This is a genomic window from Phaeovibrio sulfidiphilus (assembly GCF_014861485.1).
Lineage (GTDB): Bacteria > Pseudomonadota > Alphaproteobacteria > Rhodospirillales > Rhodospirillaceae > Phaeovibrio > Phaeovibrio sulfidiphilus.
The window spans coordinates 241599-261002 of record NZ_JACZHT010000002.1 but is presented as its reverse complement, the minus strand read 5'-3'; the positions used below and the strand labels follow the sequence as shown (position 1 = coordinate 261002).

Below are 19404 nucleotides of genomic sequence, written 5' to 3'. Positions count from 1 at the left end.
TGTCCGCGGGGCGGCATCTGCCGCTGCCAGGTCGCCCGGACCTGAGATTTCCTGTCTGATGTCGACGAGGTCGGTGGTGAAAGACGCAATTGATGAATTCGCCTATGACCAGATGGTTGAGAACGCCCTGCGTGGCGTCGTGCGCGAGGCGCTGTCCATCACCGAGAAGCAGGGCCTGCCCGGCTTCAACCATTTCTACATAACCTTTCGGACCGACCACCCCGGTGTTCTGCTGCCCACCCGCCTGAAGGCGACGCACCCGCACACCATGACGATTGTCCTCCAGAACCAGTTCTGGGATCTTTCGGTCTACGACGAGGCGTTCGGCGTGGTGCTGTCCTTCAGCGGCCGGCGCGAGCACCTCACCATCCCCTTTGACTCCATCACCGCCTTTGTGGATCCGCACGCGAACTTCGGTCTCCAGTTTCACGTGCTTCTGCCCGACGGCCAGATCGTCGACGATGACGACGGTGACGGAGACGAAAGCCCCACCGATCCCGACGCCTGCTCGGAAAGCGACGAGGACCGCCGCGACCGCGCGCGGAGTATCCGCGATGCGCTCCAGGTTCTGGTGGGCGAGCTCCAGGAGGAGGACTCCTCCCGGCGAGACACAAAAAAGAAAGCACCGGCCGGAAAACCGGCCCCGGAGGACGGCCCGGAGGATCCGGACGACCCTGGAAGCAGCCCGGGCGGAAGCAACGTGGTTGCCTTCGACAGCTTTCGCAAGAAACACTGACACAAAACCCCAGGGGTTCCGGTCACAGGACCGGACACACACACCCGTTGTCGGAACCCCGTCCATGCGGCGTCCCCACGGCCGCATCCTGTTTGCGGCGTCCCCTACGTCCGCCTCTTATTGAAGGACGACAGCCATGATAGATCCCGGCTTCGCCGAGATGTTCCCCCTCGCCCCCGACACCACCGAGTACCGCCGCCTTGAGGAGGCGGACGGCCTGGTCTCCACGGACACGTTCCGCGGACAGGAGATGCTTGTGGTCGAGCCCAGGGCCCTCACCATCCTTGCGCGCGAGGCGTTCCACGACATCTCGTTTTTCCTGCGCACCGGCCACCTGGAGCAGCTGCGGGCCATTTTCGATGACCCGGACGCCTCCCCCAACGACCGCTTCGTCGCCCTCGAGCTTCTGAAGAACGCGAACGTGGCCGCTGCCGGCGTCCTGCCCATGTGCCAGGACACGGGAACCGCCATCATCATGGGCAAGAAGGGACAAAACGTCCTGTCCGGAAGCAGTGACGCTGTGTGCCTCACCCAGGGCGTGGCGGACGCCTACACCGGACTGAACCTCCGCTACTCCCAGCTTGCGCCCCTCACCATGTATGACGAGGTGAACACGGCCAACAACCTGCCGGCCCAGATCGACCTGTACGCCACCGCCGGCAACGAGTACCGCTTCATGTTCATGGCCAAGGGTGGCGGCTCGGCCAACAAGGTCTTCCTCCACCAGCAGACCAAGGCGCTCCTCAATCCGGACAGCCTGCTGCGCTTTGTGGCGGACAACCTGGATTCCCTCGGCACCTCGGCCTGCCCGCCCTACCACCTGGCCATTGTCATCGGCGGCACCTCGGCGGAAACCTGCCTGAAGACCGTCAAGCTGGCCTCGGCCCGCTATCTGGACGGCCTGCCCCACGCGGGCTCGGCCACCGGCCACGCCTTCCGCGACCTGGAGATGGAGCAGAAGATCCTGGAGCTGACCCGGACCTTTGGCCTGGGAGCCCAGTTCGGCGGCAAATACTACTGTCACGATGTGCGGGTTATCCGCCTGCCCCGTCACGGCGCCAGCTGCCCGGTGGGCATCGGCGTGTCGTGCTCGGCCGACCGCCAGGCCCTGGCCAAGATCACGCCCGAGGGTGTCTTCCTCGAGAAGCTGGACCGCGACCCGGCGCGCCTCCTGCCGGACGTGAAGACCGACACGCTCTCGGACGACGTGGTGCAGATCGACCTGTCCCGCCCGATGGACGAGATCCGCGCCACCCTGTCGCGCTATCCCGTGCGCACGCGGGTGTCCCTGTCCGGCCCCATGATCGTGGCCCGGGACATTGCCCACGCCAAGCTCAAGGAGCGTCTGGACCGGGGCGAGGGCCTGCCCGAGTACTTCAAAAACATGGCGGTCTACTACGCGGGTCCGGCCAAGACCCCCGAGGGCTATGCCTCCGGCTCCTTCGGCCCGACCACGGCCGGGCGCATGGACGCCTACGTGGACCTGTTCCAGAGCCACGGCGGCTCCATGGTGATGATCGCCAAGGGGAACCGCTCCCAGATGGTGACGGACGCCTGCCGCAAATACGGCGGCTTCTACCTTGGCTCCATCGGCGGCGCGGCAGCCCAGCTGGCCCTCGAGAGCATCCGGAAGGTCGAGGTTCTCGAATTCCCGGAACTGGGCATGGAGGCGATCTGGAAGATCGAGGTCAAGGACTTCCCGGCATTCATCATTGTGGATGACAAGGGCAACGATTTCTTCAGACAACTCTGAGGACCACAATGGATGGATCGGTAAAAAAGCGCTCGATGGTCATTTCCGGACACTCGACGAGCGTTTCGCTTGAGGATTCCTTCTGGCACGCGCTCCAGGACATCGCCCGGGAGCGCGGGCTGAAGGTGCCGGCCCTGGTGGCCGAAATCGACGCGAACCGCACGGGGTCTCTCTCGAGCGCCATACGTGTTTTTGTTCTCAACCACTACAGAAAGGGCAGCAGCCCGCATGCCTGACACACCCGTTTCGCGACGCGGGGTGTTGTTTGCACTGGGGGCCCTGCCCCTGGTGCTGGCTGTCGGAGCCTGCAGCACCTCCCGGCCGGACCGCGGTGCTCCCGTCCCGACCGATTTCGACAACCCCCGCGCCCGCGCGCTTGCCGACCGGGCCCGCGCGGCCCTGGCAGCGCACAATCCCGACACGGCCATTGCCCTGGCCCGGGAGAGCCTTCAGGCCTGGCCCGCCTCCACGCAGACCTGGGGCCTCCTGCGCGAGGCCGCCACCGCAGCCGGACGCGACGAGGACCGGCGCCTTGCGACCTTTTTCGAGGGCCGCATCAAGGACTACGAGGCCATGCACCCCCTCCAGGCGCGCCTTGCCTTTCTGGGCGCCGCCAGACAGCCCCCCGCGGCCACACCGTCCATCGGCCCCTGGGCCGAGCGCCTGGCCGGCTACTTTGCCTGGAAAGATGCCCGAAGCGGGAAGCAGACCGGCCCCCTGCGCTAAAGGCGGCAGACGGCGGATGGCGGGCGACCCGCGCGGCCATGCGGAAGACGCAAAAAAGCCCGGTGCCGTACCAGCACCGGGCTCACACACAGGCTACACAGCGGAAAGCCCCGCTCCCCGCCGTGGAAGAGGATACTCAGTTGTCCGCAGCGGCGGTCACCGCACCGGTGTCCCGACGGAAGGCCTCCCGGGCCGGGTCAAACAGAAAAACACTGCGGGGGCTCTGGGCCTCACCGCCCTCCGGAGCGACCACGAAATCCATGCGGCCGTCCTGGTCCATGTCCCGGGCCTGAATGACCGGACGGACCGGAGCCGACGCCGGATCCTCCACCGGCAGAACCTCCTCGATGGTCTGGACAAGGGTGCCCTTCCAGTAAACACGGATATCCAGAACATCGCTGGCCCGGTCCACGCTGCGCGAGGACGTGTAACAGAGGTGATAGTCGTTGCCCAGGGTTACAATCGCTTCCTGGTTAGCCAGCGAAAACGACGAAACGGCACAAAAAACCCCAAAAAGGCCGAGCAGCGGAATTGATTTCTTCATGGCATCCAGATCTTAATGAATAGTTAACGGGGTTTTTCTACAAAAGGGCGCACCCTTTGTATAATCTGCCCGCGCGAATCGAGGCTGTAAACAGAAAAATAGGACAATTGCTCTATTTTCCTTCCCAATGAGTCACAATAGTTTCTTCGGGGCGCCCCTCTTCCCCTGAAACGGGTGGCCGATACACAGTTCCTCAAGACCTGTGCCCGAAAACACGGTGGCCCGGACGAGAGGCTTCGGGGTTGTTGCACCGGGCTGCGAGACCTATAGTCAAGCCTGTGGCGTGCGAGGTGGCAGACATGGGTCGAACAGCCGTTGGCGGACGGTCTCTCCTTTATGGTTTTGCGTTCTGCGGGGCGAGCCTGGCAGTGGCCCTGCCCTGCGCGGCCCGGACCCCGCCTGAGGCCGTCTGTGCCGCCCAGACCGAGCACCACAACCGGCAGGCGGGATTTCCGCCCCACATGCTGACCGCCATCTCGCTGGTCGAGTCCGGACGCTGGAACAAAAGCCTCGGGGCTCGGATCGCCTGGCCCTGGACGGTAACCACCGGAAATGACGGACGTTTCTTTGACACCCGGGAGCAGGCGCTCGCGCACATTGCCGCCCTGCGGGCCAAAGGGGTGACGAATATCGACGTGGGGTGCATGCAGGTCAACCTCCATTTTCACGGAAAGGCCTTCCGCAGCATTGAGGAGGCCCTGGACCCGGCCTCGAACGTGGCGTACGCGGTGGTTTTCCTGAACCGCCTGTACGGGGAGACCCGGTCCTGGGCCCGGTCCATGACCGCCTACCACTCCCGCACGCCGGTTCACGCCGAACGCTACGCAGGCAAGTTGCTGAGTGCTCTCGACGAGGTGGAGGAATCGGCACCGCGCCGCCAGGCCCTGACCCGGGGCATTGCTCCCGCCCCGCCCCGGGGCCGTCCGTCCTGGACGCTCAAGGACACCTGGCAGGGCTATGATGCGGGAGTGAGCGCGGACACCCTGGAGCGCTACCGGACCCACACGGAAAGCCGCGCACGGGAATACATGGCGACCTACGGGGGCAACGGCGGGCTGGCCCCCGCCCCGACGGGACCGATCCATCTGGTTCCCGCCCCCGCGCCGCATGAGCAACCCGGCAACGCGCCGGAGGCAGCGCCGGGCAACGCACCGGAGTCCCGCGCCCCGGACACCCGACTGCCCGCAGGCGCCGCACCCGCCGCCGGTTCCACACCCGACTGGGCCGCCGGGCGCGACCGGAACCGGGAGCAACTGGAAAAAGCCCGACAGCTGGATGAGGAGGCTCGCGTTTCCAGGGAAAAAGCAGAACAATGGCGCTCACGGGTTCTGGAGGACTGGTACCGCCGGAAACAGGATGCCTCGCGGAGCCCCTCCGGCTAGCCTGCCTGACAGACCATCCGGGCGAGGCCCCGGGCTTTTGCGGGGTCCAAGACCACCCGGCCGCACCACCCCCGCCCCACCCGGCCCCGGCCGCCCACACCCGGCAGCCCACACCCGGCAGGCAGCCCCATCCGACGCCGCTCGGGCCCCGCCGCCGCCGCCTCTCCGGAGCCAACCGCCCCCGGACCACACGGACCCAGCGGGGCCCCAGACGCACACAGACGCGCTCACCCGCCCAGACGGAGACCAACGCCATGTCCACCCCCGCCAACCGCCCCCCGCCGCCCATGCCGGACGAGGTGCTCTACGAGATCCGCCCCAACGGGCGCTACCTGCGCGTGGCCGCCATTGACCCCAAAACCGGGATCGAGGCGGTGAGCATCATGCCCTCATGGGCGCGGGAGGACACCATCAAGGAAAATGCGGCCCGCAAGCTGGCCTGGGTTCTCCAGAAGCACCGCGAGAGCGGCGGACGGTGAGCACCTCCGGCACCGCGCGCCGCACACGGATCCGCCCCGCTGAATCCCTGGAACCGGACCACCGGCTGTGCTAGACAGTCCTGACACTTTCCCGCCCGGCCCCGAGGGGGCCCCCAGACAGGAAAATGCGCAATGACGCCTCATGACGCCTCCTGCGGCTGCGCAGGAACCCCGGCCCGCCCCACCGTCGCCTTTGCCTCGGACCACGGAGCCGTTGAACTGCGGCAGGTTCTGATCGACCATCTCCAGGGACAGGGCTACCCGGTCATCGACCTGGGGACCGAGCCCGGACAGTCCGTGGACTACCCGGACGTGGCCGAACAGCTGGTCAAGACCCTGCGAAAGGGAACCGCCACGATCGGCGTTCTCCTGTGCGGGACCGGAATAGGAATTTCCATCGCGCTGAACCGGCATGCGGACATGCGCGGAGCCCTGGTCCACGACGCCTACGGCGCACGCATGGCCCGGGCCCACAACAACGCCAACGTCCTGGTCCTGGGCGGGCGCACCACAGGCCCCGAGGTCGCAAAGGAATGCCTGGACATCTTCCTTGCAACGCCCTTCGAGGGAGGCCGCCACGCCCGGCGCGTGGAGAAACTGGGCGCCCCCTCCGGCACCCCCTGAGCCCCGACACACGGGCGCGCGGCGCCCCCTTCCCTCCCACGTGCAGTTCATTTCACCCAGCAGTAAACGGAACATCCGAACATGAGCTCTTATACTCCCTGGTCCGGCTACTTCACCGCCAGCGTTACCGAAACCGACCCGGCCGTGGCCCGCACCCTTGAAGGCGAGCTGACCCGCGAGCAGGGCCAGATCGAGCTGATTGCCTCCGAGAACATCGTCTCGAAAGCGGTGCTCGAGGCGGCCGGCTCGGTCCTGACCAACAAGTACGCCGAGGGCTACCCGGGCAAGCGCTACTACGGCGGCTGCGAGGAGGTCGACGTGACGGAAGAGCTCGCCATCGAGCGGGCCAAGGCCCTGTTCGGCGCCGAGTACGTCAACGTGCAGCCCCACTCCGGCGCCCAGGCCAACGGCGCGGTCATGCTGGCGCTCGTGAAGCCCGGCGAGACCATCATGGGCATGAGCCTGGCCGCCGGCGGGCACCTGACCCACGGCGCGGGCATGGCCATGTCCGGCAAGTGGTTCAACGCCGTGCAGTACGGCGTGCGCCGCGATGACGCCCGGATCGACTTCGACGAGGTCGAGGCCCTGGCACTCGAGCACAAGCCCCGCCTGATCGTTGCGGGCGGATCGGCCTACCCGCGGGAAATCGACTTCCTGCGCTTCCGCGAGATCGCCGACAAGGTGGGCGCCATGTTCTGGGTCGACATGGCCCACTTCGCCGGCCTGGTCGCCGCCGGGCTGCACCCGAACCCGGTTCCCATCGCGGACGTGGTCACCACCACCACCCACAAGACCCTGCGCGGCCCCCGCGGTGGCATGATCCTGTCCAACAACCCGGATCTTGTGCGCCCGCTCAACTCGGCGGTGTTCCCGGGTCTCCAGGGCGGCCCCCTGATGCACGTGATCGCGGCCAAGGCCGTGGCCTTCGGTGAGGCCCTGCGCCCCGAGTTCAAGGTCTACGCCCAGGCGGTGAAGGACAACGCCCGGGTTCTGGCGGACACCCTGATCGAGCGCGGCCTCGACATCGTCTCCGGCGGCACGGACACCCACCTGGTTCTGGTGGACCTGCGCCCGAAAAACCTGACCGGAAACGTGGCCGAGAAGAGCCTCGAGAACGCGGGCATGACCTGCAACAAGAACGGCATTCCGTTCGACCCCCAGAAGGCCACGGTCACCTCGGGCATCCGCCTTGGCTCGCCTGCGGCCACCACCCGCGGCTTCGGCCAGGAGGAGTTCCGCCAGGTCGGCCTGATGATTGCCGAGGTTCTGGACGGGCTGGTTGCCAACCCCGACGACAACAGCGCGGTCGAGGCCTCGGTCCGTGCGCGGGTGTCGGAGCTGTGCGCCCGCTTCCCCATCTACCCGAGCGCCTGAGGCGACGGGTCACCCTGACGACGGGAGGCGCTCCGGCGCCTCCCTTTTTTTATGGCCGCGCGGCCGGTCCGCCCGCCAGCGACAGCCAGAGCGCGGGCCCCGGGCCCCGGAACCAAAGCGCACCGGACGCCTGTTCAGGCCCGAAGCCGGCCGCAGGTAACCGGAAACCTCTCCGACTGGCGGCCTGCCCGCTTCCGCTCCCCCACCACGGGGCCCTGCCGCGTCCCCCTCGCCGCGCCCCGGCGGGAGTCCGAACGCCCCCACCGGGCCCACGCAGGCCCGGGCCGCCCTGAGCCCCGCGGACCGGGAGCTCACGACGTCTGGCGGGCCTCCTGCGTCTTCAGTTCCAGAATGATGTGGTCAACCGACCCAGCCTGCTCGATCAGGGTTTCGAGAATGGCGCTGGACGTGCGCATGTCCTCGACCGTTTCCAGGGCGATCGCGTTCACCCGGTCAAGCCCGCGGGCAATGCCGGCACTGTCCCCCTCCATCCCAGCGATGGCGTCGGCAATCCGGGTCATCTGGAGGGCGTTGTCCCTGGACACGGCCACGATGTTGCGCAGGGCCTCGCCCGAGGCGGCGGCAAGGGACGTCGCCTCCTTCAGGGCCTCGGTGGTTCCCGACATGCCCGCAAGGTTTGCCTCCGCCACCTTCCGGATGCTGGCCAGGACCGCGCTCACCCCCTGTGTGGCCTCCATGGTTTTTTCCGCCAGCTTGTGCACCTCGTCGGCCACGACGGCAAAACCCCGGCCGGCCTCCCCCGCCCGGGCGGCCTCGATGGCCGCGTTCAGGGCAAGAAGGTTGGTCTGGTCCGCAATCGCGGTGATGGAGCTCAGGATATCCGCGATGTTGCCGGTCTGGGCTGTGAGGGCGTTCATGGAGCCCCGCACCTCGGCGGCGTTTTCCTGGACCCGGCTGATGGCGGCAATCACGCTGTCCACCCGTCGGGCACCGGTCTCGGCGACCTCGCGGGCCTCGGTCACGCTGCGGGCCGTTCCGGCGGAGCTGCGGGCGATCTCGCCGAACACCCCCACCATGCGGCTGACGGACACGCTGGTCTCCTGAAGGCTCCGGTACTGCTCATCGCCGCCCTTGCGGGTTTTCTCGATCTCGTCCCCCAGCTGGCGGGCCACCCGGTTCAGGTTCTCGGACACCGCCGCCGCCTTGTCCGCCACCTCCAGGGTATGGTCCAGAATGGAGCGCAGGGCATGCTCCTGGGTCTCGGCCTGGAGGATCCGGTTCTTCAGGGCCCCCACCATCTGCCGCAGGGACGACGACAGGACACCGATCTCATCGCGGCCCCGGACCTCGAGGGTCTCGTCCAGGTTCCCCCGGGCCACCTGGCGGGCGTAGTCCGCCGTCTGGCGGAGCGGCCCAATCAGGGGCCGCAGCACGGCCATCCCGATCAGTCCGCCCGAAAGGGTGAGAACCGCCGAGAACAGGGCGCTGAAGAACAGGGAGCGCCAGACGTTCCGCATCAGCTCGCTGTCGCTGGCCTCGGTGCAGAGGTACCACCCCAGACCGGGGATCTTCTGGGTGAAGACGTAGCGCGTGTCCCCGTCCAGGCGATAGCGGAACGAATGGGTGTCCGAGGCGGTAATGGCGCTCCACTCCTCCCGGTACGCGGGCAGCACCGCGCCCACAGGCGTGTTCAGGCGCTTGATGTCCTGATAGAAACGCAAGATGCCGTTCTCGTCCGCGATAAAGGTCAGGCCCCGGGTTCCAATGACCGTGCGGGCCAGGTTCGCGGCCAGATCCCGGATGTCCAGCGCCATGGACATGACCCCGGCGAAGTCACCGTCCACCTCGACCCGGCGGTTGACGAAGGCCTTTGTCCCCCACACCGGATCGTCCACATAGACCACCACACTCTGCCAGGCGCTGCCCGTGCGGAACTCGTGGAACCAGGGATCGTTTTCCTCGGTCATGGTGTAGCTGTGGTCGCGCACGCCGTCCTGGAATTTGGTGTACTGCAGCGTCCGGTTCGAGGCGAAGTTGGCGCCCAGGGTGTGGTAGGTGGCGCAAAAGCTCTCGAGAAGGGCATAGACCGCGTCCAGCCCGGCGTCATTGGGCTCGCCCTGACGGATCCACTCCTGGAGCACGCCGCTGCGCGCCGCGAACTCCGCCGCCCGGGCGGGCTCCATGATCTCGTGATCGATGGCCGCCAGAATGGTTCTGGAGGTCTCGGGAAGAAGACCGTCAACCAGCTGCCTGCGAATATCCGACTGGTGATAGTACGAGGACAGAGAAATAATCGGAACAGAAACAAAAAAAAGCAGGACTGCAATAAGGATGTTGATCTTCTGCCGTATGGAAAATGTCTTCATTCCAGCACCCTGTTCGCCCGTTGAATGTTGAACGGAGCCGGAAAAAACGGGACAGGCGCCCACGGCTCCGCTTGAACACCGAGTCAGCGTGCTTCAAGCATAACCTCTTCAGAGTACTTCCAAAAGGCAAAAACAACCATGGAGACATGTCGCGCCCGTTTTAAACGCATACAGGCACACGAAGGGTGAAGAGCGGGCGAGAACCGTGGGCTGGCCCGGCACACGGCACCCGACCCCATAGGGCTCCCAGAAATCTGGCGGACGTGCCGCCCCCTGCCACGCACAGGCGAGCGGACGGTGGAAAACCAACGGGACCGCCAGTCGGAGGGGCGGTCGGACGGTCGGACGATGGGACGGCGGGGCGGCCGAAACCCGATGCGGGATCCGAAACCAGCCGGAACCCGATGCGGGATCCGGGGCAGGCCGTCAGCCCCCCAGGTAGCCGTTCTCGCGAAACCAGGTGACCGCATCCCTCAGGGCCTCGGACGCGGGCCGGGGCGCATAGCCCAGCGCGCTGCGGGCTTTGGCGGACGAGAAGAACATCTTGTAGCGGGACATGCGCACCCCATCCAGGGTCACGAAGGGCTCGCGCTCCTGACGGCGGAGCCGGGCCAGGGTTTCCACCACCCAGGCGACGGGCATGATCAGGCCCTGGGGCACCACCAGGCGGGGCGGCGTGCGGCCGGCCAGGCGGCAGACCTCGCTGACCAGGGCCAGAAGGGTCATGTCATCGCCGCCCAGGATGTAGCGCTCGCCGACCTGCCCCCGGTCGAAGGCCAGCAGGTGCCCGGCGGCCACATCGTCCACGTGGACCACGTTCAGGCCCGTGTCCACCACCGCGGGCATCTTGCCCAGTGCCGCCTCGACGATGGTCCGCCCCGTGGGCGTGGGACGCACGTCCCGGGGGCCGATAGGCGTGGAGGGGTTGACGATCACGACCGGCGCACCCTCGCGGACCACAAGGCCCCGCACGGCCTCCTCGGCCAGGAACTTGGACAGCTTGTAGGGGCCGATCATGTCGGCAGCCGTGGTCGGCGTGGTCTCGTCCGCGACGGAGCCGTCGGTCCCGGGCTTCAGCACCGCAACCGAGCTGGTGTACACCACCCGCGAGGCCCCGCCATCCAGCGCAGCGCGGATAATGTTCACGGAGCCGTCCACGTTGGCGCGCATCATCTCCTCGGGGTGGAGGCACCACAGCCGGTAATCCGCCGCCACGTGGTAGAGCGCCGAAATCCCCCGGGTGGCCGCGCGCAAGGAGGCCGCGTCCGTCAGGTCGCCCTGGACCGTCTCCACGTCGAGGCCGTCCAGGTTGGTCCTGGGCGAGGAGGAGCGCACAAGAGCCCGCACGGACTCCCCGCGGGCCAGAAGGGAGCGGACAACGGCTGCGCCCACAAATCCGGAGGCGCCGGTAACAAGAACGGTCATGAGAACACCCGGGGTTCGAGCAAGGAAGGGAGGGAGGCAAGCAAGCAGGGAGCCGGACACCGCCCGGCGGAGTGGCCGGGAAGGCCTGTCGGAGGGCCACCTTAGCCTGGCAGCCGGATCATGGAAAGGCGCACCGGCGGGAGCACCGGCAGGCGCACGGTCCTGGCCGACCTTACCCGATCCCGGGCGCGACCCGGTGGACGCCCGGTTCTGCGGTCCGGTTCCCCGGCGCCGTCTTTGCCCGGGGCCCGGGGGTTGGAGGGGGGCAGGCACACGCCGGGGCGCGGGCCTCAGTCGGGGCGACAGAAACAACAGCAGAACGGCAGAGGAAACCCGGCCAGACTCAGTCGAGGCGACGACCTCAGTCACAGCGGTCGTAATACCGGGACGAGCCCGCCGCCAGGTTCGCCTTGCGGATCCGGCTGCCCTCGTTGGTGATGACGGTGTCATAGCGGTCCTGGGACGGATCCCCCGAAGCCCGGGTCACCTTGAACGACACCCGCACGCTGTCCGGAGCGTAGTAGCTGTACTTGCCCCGGGCAAAGCCCCAGCTTCCGTCACGCTTGCGCCAGCGGTAGCCGCCCCGGGCAAAGTGGATGGTCTCGGACACCTTGGACTCGCACTCGCCGTTCACGGCCCAGGATCCCAGAAGCCAGGGGGGCGGGTCGTCGCTCCAGTCCGGCTCCTGGGCGAGCGCAGGGGCAGGACAGAGCAGCAGCGCGGCAAGCGCCACAGCGGGAAGCACGGTTTTTCCTCTGGCTCGGCTCACGAGAACATCCCCCGACGGCTGTTGCATCCTCGGAGTGATTATAGATATCCATTCGCCGCATGGAAATGCAAAAGCGCCCCCGGCCGGCCATCCCTCCCCCACCCTGCCATCCCTTCCCCACCCGGACGGAAGGCCCGGAACAGGGGGCGACGGGCCGCCGCACAGCGGAAGGAACGCGGTCGCCCTGGACCGCCCCCCCGGCATCGGCAGGGGCGCATCTCCCGGGCAGCCCCTGCGGACGCGTCACTCAGATACGGGCGCACCCGGGACACCCACCGGAAGGACGGTGCTTGCGGGAAGACCCGCCACCGGCCGGGCGCAGGCCGGTCCCGCCCCCGGAAGCCGACCGGGCGCGTGCTGTCATCCGGAACGCGGGCGCCCGGATCAGTCGCCCATAATGGCGCTTTCGGCCCGGCTGTGGTAGCGGCGCAGCGTCGCGGTGGTGGAGTGCCCCTCCTCGAGGCTGGCGAGGAAAACCCGCCCCCCGGCCGCCTTGACAAGGTCGCCCCCGACCACCTGGTCCTCCGAGTAGTCGGCGCCCTTGATGAGCACATCAGGGGTGAGCAGGCCGATGAGCTCCAGCGGCGTGTCCTCCGAGAACAGGACCACCAGATCCACAAACGACAGGGACGCGAGGACCGTGGCCCGGGCCGTCTCGGACTGGACCGGGCGCTGCTCGCCCTTGAGGCGCTTCACCGAGACGTCCGCATTCAGACCCACCACAAGCCGGTCGCACTGGGCCTTGGCCTGCTTCAGCAAGGACACATGCCCCGGATGGAGAAGATCGAAGCACCCGTTGGTGAAGCCGATCCGCTTGCCCCGGCGGCGCCAGCGGCTGACCCGCTCCAGAGCCTCCTCGGGGGTTGCCACGCGGGACTCGGTCTCGGACCACTCCTCGTGACGCAGGGAGCCCACAAGGGTGTCTGCCTCGACGGTGGCGGTTCCCACCCGGCCCACGGCAATTCCGGCCGCCCGGTTGGCCAGGCGGCAGGCATCCTCGAGCGGCGCCTTGACCGCCAGGGCCGCGGCAAGGGTCGCAAGAACCGTGTCCCCGGCGCCGGAGACATCGAACACCTCGCGGGCGTCGGCGGGCAGGTGCACCACTCCGCCCGTATCCCGGGCCAGGGTCATACCCTCGTGGGAGCGGGTGGCCAGAACGGCCCCGAAGCCAAAGCTGTCCATCAGGGTCCGGCAGGCGCCGACGATGGCGGCATCCGTGCTGACGGCCAGGCCCGTGGCCTCGGCCAGTTCCTGACGGTTGGGAGTGATCAGATCCGCATGGGCGTAAATTCCGTAGTCCCGCCCCTTGGGATCCACGATGACCGGCACCCCGGCGTCGCGGGCCAGATCGATCAGCCGCGTGGACACGCCGTCGGCCAGGATCCCCTTGCCGTAGTCCGACAGCACCAGGACATCCACCGACGGCAGACGCGCAACCGCGGTCTCAAGCAGGATGCGGGCCCGCTCGGCGGACAGGGGGGCCACCGTTTCCTCGTCCGTTCGCAGGAGCTGCTGGCCGTTCGCCACATAGCGGACCTTGAGCGGTGTGCGCCGGGCCCGGTCCACACCAATCAGGGGCTCCACGTTCTTTTCCCGGGTGAGAAGGCTCTGGATCTCGGCCCCCGCGGCGTCGTCCCCCATCACGCTCAGGAAGACCACGCTGGCGCCCAGAGCCACAAGGTTGCGCACCACGTTGCCCGCTCCGCCCAGCATGGTCCGGGTCTCCCCCACCTTCAGAACCGGAATGGGCGCCTCGGGGGAAATGCGGTCCACCGTTCCGTGGACAAACCGGTCCAGCATCACATCCCCCACACACAAGACCCGGGCCTCGGGAAAGCGGGAAACGATGGCAGTCAGGGCTTTGGTGGTCATCGGGACGGCTCCTGGTTCAGAACGTCGGGCAGTGTGCAGGACAGGTGGCAAAAGGCTGGGGGCAAAACGCTGGGGTTGGGGGCAAAACGCTGGGGTTGGGGGCAAGAGACGGGAGGCTGGCGGAGCGGAAACCCTGGCACCGGAGATCGCGGCCTCAGGGACCGGAGCCCTGGGGCCACCGGGGTCAGCGGTCCGCGGATCGGGAGCGCCGGGCTCAGTGGGTTCCGTTGACGATGGGAAGGCCGGTGACCCGCTCGATGGCCTCGCGCATGGGACCAATATAGGGACAGGTCATGGTCCCGCCATAGGATCCCCTCACCATGCAGGTGGACAGCATGATGACCTCGGCCCCCTTGCGGGCCAGAAGCTGGGCCCGCTGGACGGCACGCCGGCCGGAGCACCCGCCGCAGGACACAAACCCCACGACCGAGGTCTCCCCGAGCGGCTGGAAGTGGGCCGCCCCGTGGTCTCTGGCCACAAAACAACTGGTCCCGGGACAGGTGTCCTCGGTCTGCTGGCAGCGGATTATTCCAACCTTCACCATGCCATGCCTCCTGCTGTGAGAACGGGCTCCCGACCCGACAGCGGCCCGAGCCCATGGGATTGGGCCCGGCACCCCAGCGGACCGCCGAACCCTTCCGGAAAAGACCGACAGGCCCTAGCGCTTGTCGGCGAACGGATTGCGCGTGGCCCGGAACAGCAGGCGGACGGGCACGCCGTCCATGTCGAAATCCTCCCGCAGGCCGTTCACAAGGTAGCGGCGGTAGGATTCGGGCAGGTCGTCCGGGCGGGTCATGAACAGGGCAAAAGTGGGCGGACGGATCTTGGCCTGGGTGGCGTAGCGGATGCGCAGGCGCCGCCCGTGCTTGCCCAGGGGCAGCGGATGCCCCTCGATATGGCGGGCCAGCCAGCGGTTCAGGCGCCCCGTGGACACACGCCGGTTCCAGCGCTCGTGAACCACGAGGATGGTCTTCATCAGCTCGTCCATACCCCGGCCCTGAAGGGCGGACATGGTCACCACCGGCACCCCCCGCACCTGGGACAGGGAGCTTTCCAGGCGGTCCGCCACCCGCTGGCGCGACGCCTTGCGGTCCTCGGCCACGTCCCACTTGTTGACGGCGATCACCAGAGCGCGGCCCTCGTCGATCACCCGCCGGGCGATGGTCAGATCCTGGCGGTCCATGGGCATGTTGGCATCAAGCACCAGAATGCAGACCTCGGCCAGGCGCAGCGCGTTCAGGGTGTCGGCCACCATGAGCTTCTCGAGGGAGTCCTCGATGCGGGCCTTGCGCCGGAGCCCGGCGGTGTCCACCAGCCGGAAGCGGCGTCCGCCCCATTCCCAGTCCACCTCGATGGCGTCGCGGGTCACACCGGCCTCGGGACCGGTGACAAGACGCTCCTCCCCCAGAAGGCGGTTCACCAGCGTGGACTTGCCCGTGTTGGGACGTCCCACAATGGCGACCTGGATCGGGCGCTCGCCCCTGGGGTCGATGGCCTCCACCGCGTAGTCATCCTCGGCGTCCGCATCGTCGGCATCGGCGTCGGCCGCCAGGGCCGAGGGGTCGTCGGGCCAGTCCTCGGGCTCCAGGGCATCGATGGCCTCGAGGTCCAGACCGTCGCGCTGGCGGGCGGCGGCCTCGTCGGGATCCTCCTCGGGACCGTGGGCCTCCACCCAGGCATCGTAGACCGGCATCAGGGCCTCGAACAGCAGGGCCATCCCCTCGCCATGCTCGGCGGAGAGGGGGACCGGATCCCCCAGGCCCAGCTTGTAGGCCTCGTACAGGCCGGCCTGGCCCGCACCGCCCTCGCACTTGTTGGCCACCAGGATCACCGGCACCGGAGACCGGCGCAGGGCGTCGGCAAAGTGGGCGTCCAGGGGGGTCACACCGGCCCGGGAGTCAATCAGCATCAGGGCGGCGTCCGCCTCCTGGAGCGCGCGGTCCGTCTGCTGGCGCATGCGGCCTTCCAGAACCTCGGGCCCGGCCTCTTCCAGACCGGCGGTGTCCACGATGCGGAAGGTCATGTCCCCCAGGGAGCCCCGGGCCTCCCGGCGGTCCCGGGTGACGCCGGGCATGTCGTGGACAATGGCCAGGCGCCGTCCCGCAAGACGGTTGAACAGCGTGGACTTCCCGACGTTGGGGCGCCCGATGATGGCAAGGGTAAACATCTGTATTTCCTTGAAACGAGACCGCGACGGACCCTCTGTCCATCGGCGGGTCCGAACAGGGACGGCGCACCCGGGATGTCCGGTGCGCCCCCTCCTCGGAGAACTCAGTCGGTGTGGGACGCTCCCTGGAACCCCGGTCCGCCTCCATGGCGGGAACGCCGTCCGGTGGGCCGGGCCGGCGGTCTTTCGCACCCGCAGGCCCCGCCTGCCGTCCCGCCGTCCCCTGCCCTGTCCGAAACCGGAAGCGGAGGAACCGCGGCGCAGGCCCCAAAGGGCCAGGGGTGCAGCGGCACACAACGGGGTGGACGGCGGACCGCGGAACCGGGCGGAGCCGCCCGGACGGGCCCTAATGGAAGGCGACCAGCCGCCCCTTTTCGGTCAGGAAGTAAAGGATCCCGTCAGCGACAACAGGGGTAGTGACCATGGCGCTGGAGAGCTCGATCTGTCCGAGCAGCTTTCCGGTATAGGGCGAGAAGCTGTAGACGTAGCCGTCCGAGCAGCCGACGATCAGGCGATCCGACACCAGAATGGGGCCGATCCAGAACAGGGCGCCCTTCTGCTTGGAGGCCTTGTTCCACCGCGGCAGCGAGAAGGACCACAGGACCTCACCGCTCGAGGCGCTGACGGCCGCAAGCTCCGCATCCTCGGACACCAGGTACAGCACGTCGCCCGCAATCCACGGAGACTGGGTGCCCGCAACCCGAAGCTGCCAGGCCCGCCCGCCGGAGCGCAGGTCCATGCCCACCATCAGGCCACTGTTGCCGATGAAGTAGACCCGGTTGCCGTCGATGATCGGATTGGCGCGAATATCATAGAGCAGCCCGGCCGCATCCGTGCGCCGCACCGCCGTGACCGAGTCCGCCCAGATCTCGGTGCCGCTTTCCAGGCGCAGGGCAAAGACCTCGCCGGAGGAATAGGCCACCACCACAATGCCCTGATCGATCGCCGGAGCGGGCGTGCCCATCAGGGAGGTGCTCTCCGCAACGCCCGAGTGGACCCACAGCTTGGAGCCGTCCGCCGCCGCCAGGGCCACGGTCTGGTTCCCCAGGGTCACCACAACCACCCGGCCCGAGTTGACCGTGGGAGCCGCACGTACGGGCGCGTCCATGGACGCCCGCCAGAGCTCCGTGCCCGAGGCCGCATCCAGGGCCACAACCTTCGCAAAGCCGGTGGTGGCGAAAATCCGTCCGTCCTCGTAGGCGATGCCGCCCCCGAGGAAATCGCCGTCCCGCTCCTCGGTGCCCCGCTCGGGCAGGGACACGTCCCAGACCTTGCGCCCCGTCCGGGCGTCGAAGGCCCGCACGCTGGCGCGGCGGTCAATGGTGAAGACCAGGCCCTCGGCCACAATGGGGGAGTTCAGAAGCTTCCCACGCTTGGTGGAGCCGGAGCCGATCCGGGTGGTCCACAGCTCGGTCAGGGGACCGTCCGCCACCATGTGCTGCATGGCGTGGTGGGAGTAGCCGCCGCTCTGGGGCCAGTCCTCGTTGGGCTCAGGATCGGGGAGCACTACGGGCCGGTTGGAGTGGGGAGCCGTTGCCAGCCCCCGCTCCTGAATCAGCACGCCCTGCCGCTCGCCCGGGTGGGGCTCGAAGCTGGACTCCCCGAACCAGGAGTCGCCACCGCAGCCCGCCACCAGAAGGGCCAGGGCCGCACCGCCGCCCAGGCGGAAGACCCGGGCGCGAAAACTGTCAAGAAGCGACCTAGTTCCCGTCATCAGCATCGCTGTTCTCCCCACCCGAAGTGTCCGAAGGCGATCCGTTCCCCGCCGGAGCCGCAGACGGCCCGTCCTGCGCGCCGGGCCTGGCCAGACCCAGCCCCAGGGACATCATGACGCCGCGCACCCGCTCGCGCCCCTGCTCGCCGGTCTGGGAGTTCCCCAGAACGGCGGTGAACAGGGCCTCGGCCGCGGCCCGGTCCCCGTCCTTCAGGGCGGCATAGGCGGCCAGCTCGTCGGCGAGCGGCTGGAAGTTGTGGCGCGGCGAGCGCAGGGGAGCCAGAATCTCCTCCACCTCGGCGCGGCTCAGGGTGTCGAGGCCGTTGGAGACGGCCAGAATGCGCGCCAGATCCCGGAACGGGGGCGCAGCCGCCTTGTCGGCCGCGATGCGGCGATAGAGGTCGACCGCGTCCGACACCCGGCCCTGGTCCAGGGCAATGGCGGCCTCCGACAGACCGGCCAGAGCCGCCACGGCGCCAGGATACTCGCGGGTGATCTCGGAAAACTCACCGAGCGCACCGCTTGTGTCGCCCAGCTCGAGCTTGACCAGCGCCTCCTCGTAGGCCCGCACGGCCGCAAGGGTGCGCTTGTGCTCAATGTACTGGTAGCCCTTGAAGCCCGCCGCCACCAGGGCAAGACACAGGGCGAGGCCCGAAATCCAGCCCCCGTAGCGCTTCCAGAAGGCGAGCATGCGCTCCCGGCGCAGCTCCTCGTCGACCTCGCGAATCAGTGCGGCCTCCGCCGGATCAATGATCTCCTCGTCCGCGGACTCGGCGGCAGATTTGGGCGACTTCGGGGGGTTCGGGTTCCTGGCCATGCAACAAGGTCTCGCGAAGAAAAAGGGGAATGGGCGGGAAAAATGACCGCGTACAATAACGCACAGGCCCGCACCTTGGCAATGGAGCCTGTAAACCCTTGCATCAGGGGCCTTGTATGCGCACAATGCGCCCCGTCAGAGGATCGGATGGCCGCTGCCGGGCTCGCGCCCGGGGGAGGAAAGTCCGGGCTCCACGGAGACGCGGCGCCGGGTAACACCCGGCGGGGGCGACCCCCGGGACAGTGCCACAGAAAGCAAACCGCCGGTCTATACGGCCGGCAAGGGTGAAAGGGTGCGGCAAGAGCGCACCGCGCGCCCGGCAACGGGAGCGGCACGGTAAACCCCGCCGGGAGCAAGATCAAAAAGGAACGGCAGTCCCTCTCGCGGGGACAGACGGAGTTTCCGGGTCGCCGTTCGGGTAGTATCGCACGAGGCGTCCGGCGACGGGCGTCCCAGATGAATGGCCATCCCCGCTGCAGGCACCCCGGTGTGTGCGGTGTGGACAGAACCCGGCTTACAGATCCTCTGACGCGCTTTTCCCCTTCCGGCCGGCTGTAACGGCCCGACCGCAGCGACATAACTGCACCGGCACGAAGGCAGCGGCCTGACCTGAGCGACCACGAACGCGCCCGCCCGAACGAAACGGGCCTGCGCCCCGGGTTGGTGTGCGGGTGAGATCAAACTGCCGCAAGGAG

General features: G+C 68.0%; 17 protein-coding genes and 1 other RNA gene. 9 read left to right on the top strand and 9 right to left on the bottom strand.

Annotated features, from left to right (window positions below; all coding sequences use genetic code 11):
* Positions 1-58: 58 nt before the first annotated feature.
* The 4 genes from IHV25_RS04120 to IHV25_RS04105 all read left to right on the top strand — a co-directional run bounded on the left by IHV25_RS04120 (position 59) and on the right by IHV25_RS04105 (position 3215).
* Complete coding sequence (locus tag IHV25_RS04120; protein WP_192533837.1) at positions 59-736, top strand: SspB family protein; 678 nt, start codon at positions 59-61, stop codon at positions 734-736.
* Between the two features lie 136 nt (positions 737-872).
* Complete coding sequence (locus IHV25_RS04115) at positions 873-2489, top strand: fumarate hydratase (protein WP_192533836.1); 1617 nt, start codon at positions 873-875, stop codon at positions 2487-2489.
* Positions 2490-2497: 8 nt separating this feature from the next.
* Positions 2498-2725 carry a ribbon-helix-helix domain-containing protein gene (locus IHV25_RS04110; protein ID WP_192533835.1) on the top strand — a complete coding sequence of 76 codons (228 nt, stop codon included), beginning with the start codon at positions 2498-2500 and terminating at the stop codon, positions 2723-2725.
* On the top strand, positions 2718-3215 hold the full coding sequence (locus IHV25_RS04105) for a hypothetical protein (RefSeq protein ID WP_192533834.1): 498 nt from the start codon (positions 2718-2720) through the stop codon (positions 3213-3215). The genes IHV25_RS04110 and IHV25_RS04105 overlap by 8 nt, the downstream gene beginning before the upstream one ends.
* Before the next feature lie 136 nt (positions 3216-3351).
* On the opposite strand, the gene IHV25_RS04100 is transcribed toward IHV25_RS04105, so the two are convergent.
* The gene (locus tag IHV25_RS04100; RefSeq protein ID WP_192533833.1) at positions 3352-3759 is read right to left on the bottom strand and encodes a hypothetical protein; all 408 of its coding nucleotides are present in this window, start codon (positions 3757-3759) and stop codon (positions 3352-3354) included.
* A gap of 299 nt (positions 3760-4058) precedes the next feature.
* Here IHV25_RS04100 and IHV25_RS10410 point away from each other — a divergent pair, with 299 nt between their 5' ends.
* From IHV25_RS10410 to glyA, 4 genes are all read left to right on the top strand, one after another.
* Positions 4059-5141 (top strand): transglycosylase SLT domain-containing protein, encoded by a 1083-nt coding sequence (locus IHV25_RS10410; protein ID WP_242018781.1) that lies wholly within the window; start codon positions 4059-4061, stop codon positions 5139-5141.
* Between the two features lie 254 nt (positions 5142-5395).
* Positions 5396-5620 carry a DUF6898 family protein gene (locus IHV25_RS04090; RefSeq protein WP_192533832.1) on the top strand — a complete coding sequence of 75 codons (225 nt, stop codon included), beginning with the start codon at positions 5396-5398 and terminating at the stop codon, positions 5618-5620.
* Positions 5621-5752: 132 nt separating this feature from the next.
* Entirely contained in the window at positions 5753-6244 is a 492-nt protein-coding gene (rpiB, locus tag IHV25_RS04085; protein ID WP_192533831.1) for a ribose 5-phosphate isomerase B, read from the top strand.
* Between the two features lie 81 nt (positions 6245-6325).
* Positions 6326-7618, top strand: coding sequence for a serine hydroxymethyltransferase (gene glyA / locus IHV25_RS04080; RefSeq protein ID WP_192533830.1), 1293 nt, complete (start codon positions 6326-6328; stop codon positions 7616-7618).
* Between the two features lie 311 nt (positions 7619-7929).
* On the opposite strand, the gene IHV25_RS04075 is transcribed toward glyA, so the two are convergent.
* From IHV25_RS04075 to IHV25_RS04040, 8 genes are all read right to left on the bottom strand, one after another.
* Positions 7930-9945 carry a methyl-accepting chemotaxis protein gene (locus tag IHV25_RS04075; protein WP_192533829.1) on the bottom strand — a complete coding sequence of 672 codons (2016 nt, stop codon included), beginning with the start codon at positions 9943-9945 and terminating at the stop codon, positions 7930-7932.
* Between the two features lie 426 nt (positions 9946-10371).
* Complete coding sequence (hpnA, locus tag IHV25_RS04070) at positions 10372-11370, bottom strand: hopanoid-associated sugar epimerase (protein WP_192533828.1); 999 nt, start codon at positions 11368-11370, stop codon at positions 10372-10374.
* A gap of 361 nt (positions 11371-11731) precedes the next feature.
* Positions 11732-12139: a hypothetical protein gene (locus tag IHV25_RS04065; RefSeq protein ID WP_192533827.1), complete on the bottom strand. Its 408-nt coding sequence runs from the start codon at positions 12137-12139 to the stop codon at positions 11732-11734.
* Between the two features lie 384 nt (positions 12140-12523).
* Entirely contained in the window at positions 12524-14011 is a 1488-nt protein-coding gene (rfaE1, locus tag IHV25_RS04060; protein ID WP_192533826.1) for a D-glycero-beta-D-manno-heptose-7-phosphate kinase, read from the bottom strand.
* Positions 14012-14225: 214 nt separating this feature from the next.
* Positions 14226-14555: a CGGC domain-containing protein gene (locus IHV25_RS04055; RefSeq protein ID WP_192533825.1), complete on the bottom strand. Its 330-nt coding sequence runs from the start codon at positions 14553-14555 to the stop codon at positions 14226-14228.
* A 114-nt stretch (positions 14556-14669) separates the two neighbouring features.
* Positions 14670-16178, bottom strand: a complete 1509-nt coding sequence (gene der, locus IHV25_RS04050; RefSeq protein WP_192533824.1) for a ribosome biogenesis GTPase Der — start codon at positions 16176-16178, stop codon at positions 14670-14672.
* A 346-nt stretch (positions 16179-16524) separates the two neighbouring features.
* Entirely contained in the window at positions 16525-17898 is a 1374-nt protein-coding gene (locus tag IHV25_RS04045) for an outer membrane protein assembly factor BamB family protein (RefSeq protein ID WP_242018780.1), read from the bottom strand.
* A complete protein-coding gene (locus IHV25_RS04040; RefSeq protein WP_192533823.1) occupies positions 17879-18709 on the bottom strand; it encodes a tetratricopeptide repeat protein in 831 nt (276 codons plus the stop codon). The genes IHV25_RS04045 and IHV25_RS04040 overlap by 20 nt, the downstream gene beginning before the upstream one ends.
* A gap of 135 nt (positions 18710-18844) precedes the next feature.
* Here IHV25_RS04040 and rnpB point away from each other — a divergent pair.
* An RNA gene (gene rnpB, locus IHV25_RS04035) (RNase P RNA component class A) lies at positions 18845-19242 on the top strand.
* Positions 19243-19404 lie beyond the last annotated feature (162 nt).